Raw genomic sequence first — 13,969 nt, forward strand, 5'->3', positions numbered from 1 at the left:
ATGGTTGAATTTCTGACTGCCCAATTCGTCCCGCTCATGTTTGCGGGCCTGCTGGTGTTCCTGCTCTCCGGCTTCCCGGTGGCATTCGCACTGGCCGCCACCGGCCTGACCTTCGGCTTCCTCGGCATGGAGCTCGGCCTGTTCCAGCCCACGCTGTTCCAGGTCATGCCGCAGCGGGTGTTCGCCATCATGCAGAACGACACGCTGCTGGCGATTCCGTTCTTCACGCTCATGGGCATCATCCTGGAGCGCAGCCGCATGGCCGAGGACCTGCTGTCCACCGTGGGCCAGGTGTTCGGCCCCGTGCGCGGCGGCCTGGCCGTGGCGGTGGTCCTGGTGGGTGCGCTGCTGGCCGCCACCACGGGTGTGGTGGCCGCCGCCGTGATCTCGATGGGCCTGATCTCGCTGCCCATCATGCTGCGCTACGGCTACAACCGCACCATTGCCACCGGCACCATCACGGCTTCGGGCACGCTGGCACAGGCCATCCCGCCGTCGCTGGTGCTGATCGTGCTGGCCGACCAGCTCGGCCGTTCGGTGGGCGACATGTACGCCGGTGCGCTCATTCCGGGCCTGCTGCTGGTGGGCCTGTACCTGGCGTTCATTGCCGCGGTGGCCATCATCAAGCCGGCCTGGGTGCCGGCCCTGCCGCCCGAGGCGCGCATCTACAACGAACCCAACGGCGACAGCGGCCATCGCTCGCTGCTGGTGCTGCTGGTGATCTGTGCGGCGGCCAGCTTCGCCTGGGCCCAGGTGCACGAGTCCATCATCAACGCCTGGATCGGCCGCGACATGGCGGCACCGGGCGACGAGGTGGTGATCATGTCCATCACCGTCGGCTCGTTCCTGGCGCTGGCGCTGGCCCTGCTCAACCGCCTGTTCCGCCTGGGTCTGCTCTCGCGCCTGGCCGAGCAGGTCACCTTCGTGCTGATCCCGCCGCTGGTGCTGATCTTCCTGGTGCTGGGCACCATCTTCCTGGGCGTGGCCACCCCCACCGAGGGCGGCGCCATGGGTGCACTCGGTGCCCTCATCATGGCCGGTGCCCGCCGCAGCCTGTCCTTCAGCCTGCTCAAGCAGGCCATGGAGAACACGACCAGGCTGGCCATCTTCGTGATGTTCATCCTGATCGGCTCCACGGTGTTCAGCTTCACCTTCAATGCGGCCGACGGCCACATCTGGGTGGAGCACCTGTTCGACAAGCTGCCGGGCGGCCAGCTGGGCTTCCTGCTGGTGGTGAACTTCCTGGTGTTCATCCTGGGCATGTTCATCGACTTCTTCGAGATCGCCTTCATCGTGGTGCCGCTGCTGGCCCCGGTGGCCGACAAGCTGGGCATCGACTTGGTGTGGTTCGGCGTGATCCTGGCCATGAACCTGCAGACCTCGTTCCTGACGCCGCCGTTCGGCTTTGCGCTGTTCTACCTGCGCAGCGTCGCGGCCCGCAGCGATTACACCGATGCCGTCACCGGCCAGCGCATCCCGGCCGTCACCACCGCGCAGATCTACAAGGGATCGATCGCCTTCATCATCCTGCAGCTCATCATGGTGGCGGTGGTGGTGGCCTATCCGGGCCTGGTGACCGACCACATGACCAAGGCCACGGTGGTGGACGATGCCGCCGTCACCGACATGCTCAACAACATGTCCGGCCTGGAAGAGGAGGCGCCCGCTGCCGAGGAGCCCGCCGAAGGCGAGGAGGGCGACAAGGCCCCGGCCGAGGAGGAAGAGGATCCGGCCAAGGCCCTGCTGGAAGGCATGAAGAAGTGAGCCCCGCCATGCAGGTCGACGTTCAGGTGCTCGATCCCCGCATGGCGGACCAGCTGCCGGCCTATGCCACGCCGGGCAGCGCAGGGCTGGACCTGCGTGCCTGCCTGGATGCACCGGTGGAGCTGGCGCCGAACGCCTGGCAGCTCATTCCCACCGGCCTGGCCATCCACCTGGCCGACCCGGGCTTTGCGGCCATGATCCTGCCCCGCTCGGGGCTGGGTCACAAGCACGGCATCGTGCTGGGCAATCTGGTGGGCCTGATCGACAGCGACTACCAGGGCCAGCTCATGGTGAGCGCCTGGAACCGCAGCACCGTGCCCTTCACCATCCAGCCCATGGAGCGCATCGCGCAGATGGTCATCGTGCCGGTGGTGCAGGCGCAGTTCCGGGTGGTGTCGTCCTTCAGCGCGGCCAGCGAGCGCGGCACCGGCGGCTACGGCTCGACCGGCCGCGGCTGAGGGTTCGCCGGCCCTGCTGCCGCCGGTTCAGTGCAGCGTGCGGGGCGGCGGCGATTCGTCGTCGCCGTCGTCGGCCGGTGCATCGACGTCCATGCGGAAGAAGCCGGCACCCAGCGTGCCGCGTCCGATTTCCTCTTCGGTGGCTTCGCGCACCTTGTGGATCTTGAGCCGGATGCGCAGCGCGATGCCGGCCAGCGGATGGTTGCCGTCCAGCACCACGTGGTCGGGGTAGATGTCGCTCACGAAGTAGAGGCGGTCGCGGGGTGCGGCCGGGTTGCAGCCCTCGGGCAGACCTTCAAAACCCATGCCTTCCTCGATGCTGTCGGGGAAGCGCTCACGCGGCTCCAGGAACAGCAGTCGGTCGTCGTAGTCGCCGAAGGCGTCCTGGGGCTCCAGATGCAGGTCGATGGCATCGCCGGCACTGTGCCCTTGCAGGGCGTCCTCGATCTTGGCCAGCAGGTCGCTGCCGCCCACCAGGAACTCCACCGGCTCCTCCAGCACGTCGAGCTCTTCACCGAGCGTGTCCTTGAGGGTCCAGGTCAGGGCCACGACGCACTGCGGCGTGACGGTCAGGGGGTGGCGGGTATCGCTTTTCATCCGACAATTCTCCCATGTCCTCCCCCCACACCACTTCGCCCGACGCTTCCCCGTCGCGACCGCTCGCCCTGCTCGGCGGCCTCAGTCCTGAACGCTTCATGCAGAAGCACTGGCAGAAGAAACCCCTGCTGGTGCGCCAGGCGATGCCTGGCGTGCAACCACCGCTCGACCGGCCGGGACTGTTCGAGCTGGCGGCACAGCCCGCGGTGGAGTCGAGGCTGATCGTGCACGGGCAGCGGGGCTGGACCCTCAAGTCCGGCCCGCTGCAGCGCCGCGCCCTGCCGCCACTCAAGCAGCCGCGCTGGACGCTGCTGGTGCAGGGAGTGGACCTGCATGTGCCGGCCGCGCACGAACTGCTGCAGCGTTTCCGGTTCGTGCCCGATGCCCGCCTGGACGATCTCATGATCTCCTGGGCCAGTCCGGGGGGCGGGGTGGGGCCGCATTTCGACAGCTACGACGTGTTCCTGCTGCAGGTCTCGGGTCGGCGCCGCTGGCGCATCGGCCGCCAGAAGGACCTCAGCCTGCAGCCCGACGTGCCGCTGAAGATCCTGGCCAACTTTCAGCCGGAGGAAGAGTTCGTGCTGGAGCCGGGCGACATGCTCTACCTGCCGCCGCGCTGGGCCCACGACGGCGACGCGGTGGGCGAGGACTGCATGACCTGCTCCATCGGCTTTCGCGCGCCGCAGCGCGGCGGTCTGGCGGCCGAGCTGCTGCAGCGCATGGCCGACGAGGTGGACGATCCGGTCCTCTACCGCGATCCGGCGCAGCCCGCCACCGCCACGCCGGCCGCCCTGCCGGCCGGCCTGCTGGATTTCGCGCGCGAGGGCCTTGAGCGGCTGGTGAACGATCCGCAGGGACTGGCCTGCGCCCTGGGCGAGGTCATGACCGAACCCAAGCCCAGCACCTGGTTCGACGAGCCGCAGACCGACTGGCAGCCCGGTGCGGTTCGGCTCGACCGGCGCACCCGCATGATGTACGACGAGCGCCACGTGTTCATCAACGGCGAGAGCTTCCGGGCCGGTGGTGCCGATGCCCGGCTCATGCGCGAGCTGGCCGATCGGCGCAGGCTGCCGGCGCCCCGGGTGCAGCGGGCCAGCGCCGATGCCCAGGCGCTGATGCAGGACTGGTTCGAGGCCGGCTGGCTGCACCGGGAGCCGTCATGACCGATGCACCCGCGCCGGCACCCGTCGTGCTGCCCGAGGGGCGTGGCGCAGGCCGGCTGGATTTCGAGGCGGCCATCCGCAGCGGCATGGCGGCGGCGGTCGATCAGGGCTGGAACAGCATCGTGCTGTGCGATGCCGACTTTGCCGACTGGCCCCTGGGTGAGCGCAGCACCATGGCGGCGCTGGATGCGTGGGCCCGACGGGGCCGCACGCTGCAGATCCTGGCGCGCGATTACCACGCCCTGCGACGGCTGCACCCGCGCTTCGTGCAGTGGCGCACGCTGTGGTCACACCTGGTGGAAGCCCACGCCTGCCCCCATGTCGACGAGGGCGAACTGCCCAGCGTCTTCTGGACGCCGTCCTGGACGCTGGAGCGCCTGGACCGGGTGCATGGCAGCTTCGTGGCCAGCCACGCACCGCAGCGGCGTGCGCTGCTGCGCGAGCGCATACAGGCCTGCTGGCTGCGCAGCGCTCCTGGCCTGCCGGCCACGACGCTGGGCCTGTGAGGATCAGCGCAGGTCGTCGGCCAGCACCTTGATGATGCGCTGGGCCGAGGGCGAGGCATCCGGCTGCCCCTGTGCGTTGAGCACCGACACGGTGGTGCTGTTGTCGTTGCTGCGCACCACCACGCGGTAGCGCTCCGGCTTGGACTCGGGCGTGGACGCGCCGAACATGCGGCTGATGAAGCCGGGCTTCTCGGTCTGCTTCATGGGCTCCACGTAGCGGACGAAGTAGGTGCCTTCGGTGCGGTTGCGGTCTTCCACCGTGAAGCCGGTGCGGTCCAGCGACAGGCCGACACGGCGCCAGGCGCGATCGAAGTTGTCGTTGAACTGCACCACCGGCACATTGTTGACCGTGGCCACCTTGGCGCTGGTGGCCACCGGTGCGCTGGCCGACAGGGCCTTGGCCTCGTTCTCGGCCACGCCCAGCTTGACCATCATGCGGCGCAGGAATTCGGCTTCCAGTTCGGGATCGGCCGGACGCGGCTGCCACACGGTCTGGTCCTTTTCCTTGGTGGAGTAGACCTCCACCATGCCCCGGTGGGTGACGAAGATCTCGGTGCCGCCGGCGGCGTTGCGCTCCAGGCGGGTGCGGAACTTGTCGCGCTCGCCGGTGGAGTACAGGCTGTCGAAGATCTTGCCCAGGGCACTGCGGATGAAGTCCTGCGGGATCTTGGCGCGGTTCTCGGCCCAGTCGGTTTCCATGATGCCCAGGGTTTCCTGGTCGAGCTCGAGCAGGAAACCGTTCTCCTGCCAGAAATCGCGCACCGGGCCCCAGAGCTGGTTGGCCGGTCGGTCGACCACCAGCCAGCGCTGGTTGCCGGCGCGCTCGATGCGCACGTCACCGATCTTGCTGGCCGCGGTGCCCACGGTGGCAGCGGCCGGCCGGGCGGCCTCGAAGCTGCTGGCCGACACGGCGGCGCCCGGCACGTTGTAGCGGTTCTCGCGCGAGAGCTGGGTCAGGTCGGGCGGCACGTCGAGGGTGCTGCCGCGCTGCGCGCTCTTGTAATCGATCTTGTCTTCCTTGAGCACGGAGCAGCCCGCCACCAGCAGGGTGGCTGCGGCCAGCAGGCCCAGACGGGGGAGGGAGTGGCGCATCGGACGGGAGGGGTGGGACATGGGTGGGTGGCTCGCGAACGGGAACACGGGAACGAAGGGGCCGGGTCAGGCGATCAGACCGCTGCTGCGCAGCGCGTCTTCGACACCCGGCACCAGGTGGCGCGACATCGGGGTGAGCGGCAGGCGCATGGTCTCGCCGCACAGGCCCATGCGGGCCATGGCCCACTTCAGGGGAATCGGGTTGGCTTCGACGAACAGGTGGCGGTGCACCGGCATCAGGCGGAACTGGATCTCCATGGCGCGCTTCACGTCGCCGGCCAGGGCGGCCACGCACAGCTCGTGCATGGCGCGCGGCGCCACGTTGGCGGTCACGCTCACGTTGCCCTGACCGCCGCACAGCATGAGGGCCACGGCGGTGGGGTCGTCGCCGGAGTACACGGCAAAGCCTTCGGGCTTCTCGCGGATCAGCCACTGCGCACGCTCGATGTTGCCGCTGGCTTCCTTGATGCCGACGATGCCCGGGATCTGCGCCAGCCGCAGGGCGGTGTCGACCGACATGTCGGCCACGGTGCGGCCGGGCACGTTGTAGAGCACCACCGGCAGTTCACCGGTGGCTTCGGCGATCGCCTTGAAGTGCTGGTACTGGCCTTCCTGGGTCGGCTTGTTGTAGTAGGGCACCACCTGCAGCTGGCAGTCGGCGCCGACCTTGTGGGCAAACCGGGCGAGCTCGATGGCTTCGGCGGTGGAGTTGGCGCCGCAGCCGGCCATGATGGGCACCCGGCCTGCCGCCTGCTCCACCGACACGCGGATGATCTCGCAGTGCTCTTCCACATTGACCGTGGGCGACTCGCCGGTGGTGCCCACGACGCCGATGCAGTCGGTGCCCTCGGCGATGTGCCAGTCGATCAGCTTGCGCAGGTTGGGGTAGTCGACGCTCCCGTCCTCATGGAAGGGGGTGGCCAGGGCGACGATGCTGCCGGTGATGGGTTTCATGGCGGAAAGCGGTTGGGCTGTACGGTTCGACGCCGGTGGGGGCCGCGGGCCGATCCCGGGGGCCACGGGGGCGATCCGGCATTCTACCCAGCGGGATCGAGGCGCCGACGCTGACCGGCTCCCGGTTCGGCAGGGTCTTCCCGCAGGGCCACCACGCGCTGCACGAAGCGGGCCGGCTCCGGCAGGAAACCATCCTCGTAGCCCACCACCCGAAGATCCTCGCAGACCCGCAGAAGTTCGCCGGGCTGGAGCAGGAAGTCAGGCCGCGAAGGTCGGCCCACCTGGGCATGCTCGATGCCGAAGGTCTCGTAGATCAGCACGCCGCCCGGTGCCACGCTGGCCACGATGGCGGGCAGCAGTGGCCGCCACAGGTAGTTGGTGACCACGACGCCGCCGAAGCGCTGTCCCGGCAGCGGCCACGGCCCGTTCTCGATGTCGGCCAGCACCGCCCGGCCCAGCGGGCCCACGGCCTCGATGGCGGCCGGATCGCGGTCAATGCCGGTGACCGGGTGGCCCAGGCCGGCCAGGTGCCGCATGTGCCGCCCGTGACCGCAGGCCACATCGAGCACCGGGCTGCCGGCGGGAATCAGGTGGGCCCATCGCCGCACCCACGGCGAGGGCGCTTCGGTGCCGTGCATCAGAAGCAGCTCCAGAGCTGGTCGGCCAGATGGACCATGAAGTCCGCTCGGGTGTAGAGGGCCAGTGTGGCGAGCAGGATCGCACCCGCCCCGGCGGCCATCAGCAGGCGCCCGAGCAGCGGGGTGGCATGCCGCTTCATGCCGAGGCTCCGGCCGGGCTCGGGCCGCGGGCGATCGGTGCTTCGCGCACCGGCAGGTTGATCAGCCCGGCGAACACGCCCAGCGCGATGGAGATGTACCAGACGACGTCGTAGCTGCCGGTCTGGTCGTACAGCACACCGCCCAGCCACACGCCCATGAAGCTGCCGATCTGGTGGCTGAAGAACACGAAACCGCCCAGCATGGACAGGTGCGCCACGCCGAAGATCTGCGCCACCGTGGCATTGGTGGGCGGCACGGTGGAGAGCCACAGCAGGCCCATGACCGCCGAGAAGATGTAGACGCTGGTGGGCGACAGCGGGGCCCACAGGAAGACGGCGATCACCACCGCGCGGGCAAAGTAGATGAAGGCCAGGATGTGCTTCTTGGCCATGCGCTGGCCCAGCGAGCCGGCCATGTAGGTGCCCACCACGTTGAACAGGCCGATGAGCGCCAGCGCATAGCTGGCCACCTGGGGCGACAGGCCGTTGTCCTTGAGGTAGCTGGGCATGTGCACGCCGATGAACACCACCTGGAAGCCGCACACGAAGTAGCCCGCCATCAACAGCTGGAAGCTGCGGTAACCGAAGGCCTCGCGCAGGGCCTGGGCGATGGTCTGTTCGCGCTTCGGTGCCTGGCCGGCGGCAAAGCCGGGTTCCCTCAGGCCCCAGGCCAGCGGCGCGATCAGCAGCACCGCCACGCCCAGCACCAGCAGCGCGTTCTGCCAGCCCAGCTGGGCAATCAGCGCACCTTCCACCGGCACCATCAGGAACTGGCCGAACGAGCCGGCGGCCGCCGCCACGCCCATGGCCCACGACCGTTTCTCGGCCGGGATCTGCCGGCCGATCACGCCGTAGATGACCGCATAGGTGGTGCCGGCCTGTGCCGCGCCGATCAGCACGCCGGTGGTCAGGGCAAAGGCCAGCGGCGTGGTGGTGAGCGCCATGCCGGCCAGACCCAGGCCATAGAGGACGGACCCGCCGACCAGCACCCGGAAGGCGCCGAACCGGTCGGCCGCCATGCCGGCGAAGATGCCGCAGAAACCCCAGGCCAGGTTCTGGATGGCCAGCGCAAACGCAAAGTTCTCGCGCGTCCAGCCCTGGGCCTGGGTGATGGGCTGCAGCCACAGACCGAAACCGTGGCGGATGCCCATCGACAGCGTGACGATGAGCGCGCCGCAGGCCAGCACCTGCAGGGGAGAGAGGCGAGGGGTGGACGTCATCCCGCGATTGTGCCGCGCCGCAGCATGGCGCGTGTGTCGCCGGTGCTGCGGTCGAGGTCTGGATGGATATCCAGTGTTTTGGGGCCAAGGTGCTTACAATCCGCGCCCATGGCAAACACCCCTTCGACCTATTCCGAAGGCTCCATCCGCGTCCTCAAGGGGCTGGAGCCGGTCAAGCAGCGGCCGGGCATGTACACCCGCACCGACAACCCGCTGCACATCATCCAGGAAGTGCTCGACAACGCGGCCGACGAGGCCCTGGCCGGGCATGGCAAGAAGATCAAGGTCACCCTGCATGCCGACGGCTCGGTCAGCGTGGAGGACGACGGCCGGGGCATTCCCTTCGGCCTGCACCCCGAGGAAAACGCGCCGGTGGTGGAGCTGGTGTTCACCCGGCTGCATGCCGGCGGCAAGTTCGACAAGGGCAAGGGCGGGGCCTACAGCTTCTCCGGCGGTCTGCATGGCGTGGGCGTGAGCGTCACCAACGCGCTGTCGACCCGGCTGGAGGTGACCAGTTTCCGCGACGGCCAGGTGGCGCGGCTGGCCTTCGGCGGTGGCGACGTGACCGAGCCGCTGCAGGTGGCCCCGCGCGGCGAGGGTGACCGCAAGCAGGGCACCACGGTGCGCGCCTGGCCCGACCCGAAGTACTTCGACTCCGCGGCCCTGCCCCTCGGCGAGCTCACCCACCTGCTGCGCAGCAAGGCGGTGCTGATGCCGGGCGTGCAGGTGACGCTGGTCAACGAGAAGACCAAAGACACCCAGAGCTGGCTCTACAAGGGCGGCCTGCGCGACTACCTGCAGCAGACCCTGAGCGCCGATCCGGTGATTCCGCTGTTCGAGGGCGAGGGCTATGCCGACAGCCGCGACGACAGCTTTGCCGAGGGCGAGGGTGCGGCCTGGTGCGTGGCCTTCACCGAAGACGGCGCCCCGGTGCGCGAAAGCTACGTCAACCTCATCCCCACCAGCGCCGGCGGCACCCACGACAGCGGCCTGCGCGACGGTCTGTTCCAGGCGGTCAAGGGCTTCATCGAGCTGCATGCGCTGCTGCCCAAGGGCGTCAAGCTGCTGCCCGAAGACGTGTTCGCCCGCGCCTCGTATGTGCTCAGCGCCAAGGTGCTGGACCCGCAGTTCCAGGGCCAGGTGAAGGAACGGCTGAACTCGCGCGATGCGGTGCGGCTGGTGTCGGCCTATGTGAAGCCGGCGCTCGAGCTCTGGCTCAACCAGCATGTGGACTACGGCCGGAAGCTGGCCGAACTCGCCATCAAGGCAGCCCAGACCCGCCAGCGCGCCGGCCAGAAGGTGGAAAAGCGCAAGGGCAGCGGCGTGGCGGTGCTGCCCGGCAAGCTGACCGACTGCGAGAGCCGCGACATTGCGCACAACGAGGTCTTTCTGGTCGAGGGCGATTCGGCCGGCGGCAGCGCCAAGATGGGCCGCGACAAGGAATGCCAGGCCATCCTGCCGTTGCGCGGCAAGGTGCTCAACACCTGGGAGGTCGAGCGCGACCGGCTGTTTGCCAACACCGAGATCCACGACATCGCGGTGGCCATCGGCGTGGACCCGCACGGCCCGAACGACACGCCCGACCTGTCCGGCCTGCGCTACGGCAAGGTCTGCATCCTGTCGGACGCCGACGTGGACGGCTCGCACATCCAGGTGCTGCTGCTGACCCTGTTCTTCCGCCACTTTCCCAAGCTGATCGAGGCCGGCCATGTGTATGTGGCCCGCCCGCCGCTGTTCCGGGTGGACATCCCGGCGCGCGGCAAGAAGCCGGCGGCCAAGCAGTACGCGCTGGACGAAGCCGAGCTGCAGTCCATCCTGGACAAGGCCGCCAAGGACGGCGTGGCGCGCGAGAAGTGCCAGATCAGCCGCTTCAAGGGCCTGGGCGAGATGAGCGCCGAACAGCTCTGGGACACCACCCTCAACCCCGACACCCGCCGCCTCATGCCGGTCACCCTGGGGGGCCGCGACTTCGCCGGCACCGAGGCCCTGATCGGCCAGCTCATGGGCAAGGGCGAGGCCGCTGCGCGGCGTGACCTGATGGAACTGCATGGCGACTCGGTGGAGATCGATATCTGATGTCTGACGTGAACAACCCCGAACTGCCGCTGGCCGAACCCGGTCAGCCCGACGAATCGCTGGCCGGCTACGCCCAGCGCGCCTACCTCGAATACGCGCTGTCGGTCGTCAAGGGCCGCGCCCTGCCCGATGTGTGCGACGGCCAGAAGCCGGTGCAGCGCCGCATCCTCTACAGCATGGACCGCATGGGGCTGGGTTTTGCCGGCACCACGGCGGCCCGCCCGGTCAAGAGCGCCCGCGTGGTGGGCGATGTGCTGGGCCGTTTCCACCCGCACGGCGACCAGGCGGCCTACGACGCGCTGGTGCGCATGGCGCAGGACTTCTCGCAGCGTTACCCGCTGATCGACGGCCAGGGCAACTTCGGCTCGCGCGACGGCGACGGCGCCGCCGCCATGCGCTACACCGAGGCGCGCCTGTCGCGCATCACCGGCCTGCTGCTGGACGAGATCGACATGGGCACCGTGGACTTCGTGCCCAACTACGACGGCTCCACCACCGAGCCCCGGCAGCTGCCGGCGCGCCTGCCGTTCAACCTGCTCAACGGCGCCAGCGGCATTGCGGTGGGTCTGGCCACCGAAATCCCCAGCCACAACCTGCGCGAGGTGGCCGATGCCTGTGTGGCCCTGATCAAGGACCCCAAGCTCGCCGACGACGCGCTGGCCGCCATCATCCCCGGGCCGGACTACCCCGGCGGCGGCCAGATCATCAGCACCGCACAGGACATCGCCGACGCCTACCGCACCGGACGCGGCAGCCTGAAGGTGCGCGCCCGCTGGAAGATCGAGGACCTGGCCCGGGGCCAGTGGCAGCTGGTGGTGACCGAGCTGCCGCCTGGCACCAGCTCGCAGAAGGCGCTCGAAGAGATCGAGGAGCTCACCAATCCCAAGGTCAAGGCCGGCAAGAAGGCGCTCACGCAGGAACAGAACCAGCTCAAGGCCAGCGTGCTGGCGGTGCTCGATGGCGTGCGCGACGAGTCCAGCAAGGACGCGCCGGTGCGTCTGGTGTTCGAGCCCAAGAGCAGTCGCATCGAGCAGTCCGAACTCATCACCCAGCTGCTGGCCCACACCAGCCTGGAGACCTCGGCGCCCATCAACCTGACCGCCATCGGCCTGGACGGCCGGCCGGTGCAGAAGTCGCTGCGGCAGATGCTGGTGGAGTGGATCAGCTTCCGCCAGACCACCATCACCCGGCGTTCGCAGCACCGCCTGGGCAAGGTGCTGGACCGCATCCACATCCTCGAAGGCCGGCAGCTGGTGCTGCTCAACATCGACGAGGTGATCGCCATCATCCGCGGCAGCGACGAGCCCAAGGCCACGCTGATCGAGCGCTTCAACCTGTCCGACCGGCAGGCCGAGGACATCCTGGAGATCCGGCTGCGCCAGCTCGCGCGGCTCGAAGCCATCAAGATCGAGCAGGAACTGAAAGAACTGCGCGAGGAACAGGGCAAGCTCGAAGACATCCTGGCCAACCCGGCCAGCCTGCGCCGCCTCATGGTCAAGGAGATCGAGGCCGACGCCAAGACCTTTGCCGATGCCCGCCGCACCCTCATCCAGGCCGAGAAGAAGGCCGTGGTCGAGATCAAGGTGGTGGACGAGCCGGTGACGGTGGTGGTCTCCAGCAAGGGCTGGGTGCGGGCCCGCACCGGTCATGGCCACGACCCGGCCAGCTTTGCCTTCAAGGCCGGCGACGGCCTGTACGGCACCTTCGAGTGCCGCACCGTGGACACGCTGATCGTCATGGGCAGCAACGGCCGGGTCTACAGCGTGCCGGTGGCCAGCCTGCCCGGGGCGCGCGGCGACGGCCAGCCCATCACCACCCTCATCGATCTTGAAAGTGGCACGCAGCCGCTGCACTACTTTGCAGGCCCCGCACAGGCGGCGCTGCTGGTCAGCAGCACCGGCGGCTATGGCTTCATCGCCACGGTGGAGAACATGGTCTCGCGCCAGAAGGGCGGCAAGTCCTTCCTGAGCCTGGGCGAGGGCGAACAGCCCTGTGCGCTGTCGCATGCGGCCTTCAGCTCGGGCAGCCAGCCCCTGGTGCCGGCCACCCATGTGTGCTGCGCGTCCACGGGCGGCCGCATCCTCACCTTCGAGATCGGGGAGCTGCGCCAGATGGAGAAGGGCGGCCGGGGCCTGATGCTGATCGACCTGGAGCCCAAGGACACCCTGGCCGGTGCCGCCGCCTACACCCGCAGCGTGCGCATCGACGGCATCGGGCGTGGCGGCAAGGAACGCGACGAGACGCTGGAGATCCGCAGCCTCAACAACGCCCGTGCGCTGCGCGGCCGCAAGGGCAAGGCGGCCGATCTGGGCTTCAAGCCCACCCGCATCGCGCGGGTGGAGTGAGCCTTCGACTCAGGGCACCGGCTTGCCGGTGTAGCGGGGGCCGGGCAGCAGGGCGTTCGGTCCTCGCACCTGGAACAGCCTGGCTGCGGCCACCCCGGCCAGCTGGTGACTCTGCTCGCCCACGTGGCTGGCCACCTGCTGGATCACAGCCGACAGCAGCATGCCGACCAGTCCCTGGTTGCCGTTGTCCTTGCCTTCGTCGCTCGACGCCTGGGCCTGGCCTTCCCACAACAGCGCTCCGGTGCGGCCGTCGACCAGGCGGGCCTGCACCTTCACCGCCGTGGTGCTGCCGATGATGTAGTAGGTTGCACCGTAGCTGGTCACATTCAGATAGAGCACCGCGTCGGCGTGAAAGTATTCATGCAGCCGCTGGAGCGGCAGTGCATGGATGTCTTCGGGCTGGGTCAGGCCGTTCTGGCGGAAGGTCTCATCCACCAGGCTGACCGGCATCACGTAGTAGCCGGTTTCTGCCAGCGGGCGGGTGGTCACCGCGAGCACGCTGGACGAGGCCGTGACATCGTGGGTGGTGTTGAGCGGCGGCAGCACGAGGATGGAGGCGGGGCGGGCCTCGCGCAGGGCTGTCTGGTCGCGGGGTGCGGGTGCAGCGCAACCGCCCAGCCAGAGCGTCAGCCAGGTGGCCGACAGGACCATGAGGCATCGGCGGGTCATGGCTTGGGCCCCTTCATGCGGGACAACAGGCGGTCCATGAAACCGGTGCTCTCGGGGAACAGCGCTTTCTCCTGCTGCAGACCCTGGGCCATGCGGTCGTCCTGACCGATCTGGCCGTACAGCAGGCCCAGGTGGGCGTTCACGCCGGGCGGTACGCGGTCGCCACGCGCCTGGGTCTGTTGCAGATCGGCTTCCAGTGCCTGGATCTGGGCGGTCGGGTCTTCCCCCTTGAAGTGCCGCCAGAGCTGCTGCTGGTAGCTGCCCCAGCGGTAGGTGTCGGGTTGGGCGGTGGCCAGGCAGCCGCACAGGGGAAGGGCGAGCAGGGTCATGGCGGAGCGCTGCAACGC

Annotated in this window: 14 protein-coding genes; 6 read left to right on the plus strand and 8 right to left on the minus strand. The window is 68.9% G+C overall.

The features are described 5' to 3' along the window. Together CAP38_RS01205 and dut are read left to right on the plus strand one after the other, a co-directional pair. Positions 1-1,764, plus strand: a complete 1,764-nt coding sequence (locus CAP38_RS01205) for a TRAP transporter large permease subunit (RefSeq protein WP_086119065.1) — start codon at positions 1-3, stop codon at positions 1,762-1,764. Between the two features lie 8 nt (positions 1,765-1,772). Then, positions 1,773-2,222 carry a dUTP diphosphatase gene (gene dut, locus CAP38_RS01210; protein WP_086119705.1) on the plus strand — a complete coding sequence of 150 codons (450 nt, stop codon included), beginning with the start codon at positions 1,773-1,775 and terminating at the stop codon, positions 2,220-2,222. 27 nt (positions 2,223-2,249) lie between these two features. On the opposite strand, the gene CAP38_RS01215 is transcribed toward dut, so the two are convergent. Continuing rightward, positions 2,250-2,795, minus strand: coding sequence for a peptidylprolyl isomerase (locus CAP38_RS01215; protein ID WP_086119706.1), 546 nt, complete (start codon positions 2,793-2,795; stop codon positions 2,250-2,252). A 38-nt stretch (positions 2,796-2,833) separates the two neighbouring features. Between CAP38_RS01215 and CAP38_RS01220 the strand changes: the two genes are divergently transcribed. Together CAP38_RS01220 and CAP38_RS01225 are read left to right on the plus strand one after the other, a co-directional pair. Then, the gene (locus tag CAP38_RS01220) at positions 2,834-3,982 is read left to right on the plus strand and encodes a JmjC domain-containing protein (protein WP_086119066.1); all 1,149 of its coding nucleotides are present in this window, start codon (positions 2,834-2,836) and stop codon (positions 3,980-3,982) included. Then, on the plus strand, positions 3,979-4,488 hold the full coding sequence (locus tag CAP38_RS01225; RefSeq protein ID WP_086119067.1) for a hypothetical protein: 510 nt from the start codon (positions 3,979-3,981) through the stop codon (positions 4,486-4,488). Before CAP38_RS01220 ends, CAP38_RS01225 begins: the two co-directional genes overlap by 4 nt. A gap of 3 nt (positions 4,489-4,491) precedes the next feature. On the opposite strand, the gene bamC is transcribed toward CAP38_RS01225, so the two are convergent. The 5 genes from bamC to CAP38_RS01245 form a co-directional block, all read right to left on the minus strand. Next, the gene (gene bamC / locus CAP38_RS01230; RefSeq protein ID WP_086119068.1) at positions 4,492-5,580 is read right to left on the minus strand and encodes an outer membrane protein assembly factor BamC; all 1,089 of its coding nucleotides are present in this window, start codon (positions 5,578-5,580) and stop codon (positions 4,492-4,494) included. Between the two features lie 66 nt (positions 5,581-5,646). Continuing rightward, positions 5,647-6,534 (minus strand): 4-hydroxy-tetrahydrodipicolinate synthase, encoded by an 888-nt coding sequence (dapA, locus tag CAP38_RS01235; RefSeq protein WP_086119069.1) that lies wholly within the window; start codon positions 6,532-6,534, stop codon positions 5,647-5,649. Between the two features lie 83 nt (positions 6,535-6,617). Next, entirely contained in the window at positions 6,618-7,172 is a 555-nt protein-coding gene (locus CAP38_RS01240) for a bifunctional 2-polyprenyl-6-hydroxyphenol methylase/3-demethylubiquinol 3-O-methyltransferase UbiG (protein ID WP_086119070.1), read from the minus strand. Then, positions 7,172-7,312 (minus strand): hypothetical protein, encoded by a 141-nt coding sequence (locus CAP38_RS15300; RefSeq protein WP_179188423.1) that lies wholly within the window; start codon positions 7,310-7,312, stop codon positions 7,172-7,174. Before CAP38_RS15300 ends, CAP38_RS01240 begins: the two co-directional genes overlap by 1 nt. Beyond that, positions 7,309-8,532, minus strand: a complete 1,224-nt coding sequence (locus tag CAP38_RS01245) for an MFS transporter (RefSeq protein WP_086119071.1) — start codon at positions 8,530-8,532, stop codon at positions 7,309-7,311. Before CAP38_RS01245 ends, CAP38_RS15300 begins: the two co-directional genes overlap by 4 nt. 108 nt (positions 8,533-8,640) lie before the next feature. Here CAP38_RS01245 and CAP38_RS01250 point away from each other — a divergent pair, with 108 nt between their 5' ends. Further along, a complete protein-coding gene (locus CAP38_RS01250) occupies positions 8,641-10,608 on the plus strand; it encodes a DNA topoisomerase IV subunit B (RefSeq protein ID WP_086119072.1) in 1,968 nt (655 codons plus the stop codon). Further along, positions 10,608-12,953, plus strand: a complete 2,346-nt coding sequence (gene parC, locus CAP38_RS01255; RefSeq protein WP_086119073.1) for a DNA topoisomerase IV subunit A — start codon at positions 10,608-10,610, stop codon at positions 12,951-12,953. Before CAP38_RS01250 ends, parC begins: the two co-directional genes overlap by 1 nt. A 9-nt stretch (positions 12,954-12,962) precedes the next feature. Here parC and CAP38_RS01260 read toward each other — a convergent pair whose 3' ends face one another. Further along, entirely contained in the window at positions 12,963-13,622 is a 660-nt protein-coding gene (locus CAP38_RS01260) for a DUF799 domain-containing protein (RefSeq protein ID WP_086119074.1), read from the minus strand. Beyond that, positions 13,619-13,951 (minus strand): DUF4810 domain-containing protein, encoded by a 333-nt coding sequence (locus tag CAP38_RS01265; protein ID WP_256924174.1) that lies wholly within the window; start codon positions 13,949-13,951, stop codon positions 13,619-13,621. The genes CAP38_RS01260 and CAP38_RS01265 overlap by 4 nt, the downstream gene beginning before the upstream one ends. Positions 13,952-13,969 lie beyond the last annotated feature (18 nt).

The organism is Hydrogenophaga sp. IBVHS2 (assembly GCF_002127215.1).
Taxonomy (GTDB): domain Bacteria; phylum Pseudomonadota; class Gammaproteobacteria; order Burkholderiales; family Burkholderiaceae_C; genus Hydrogenophaga.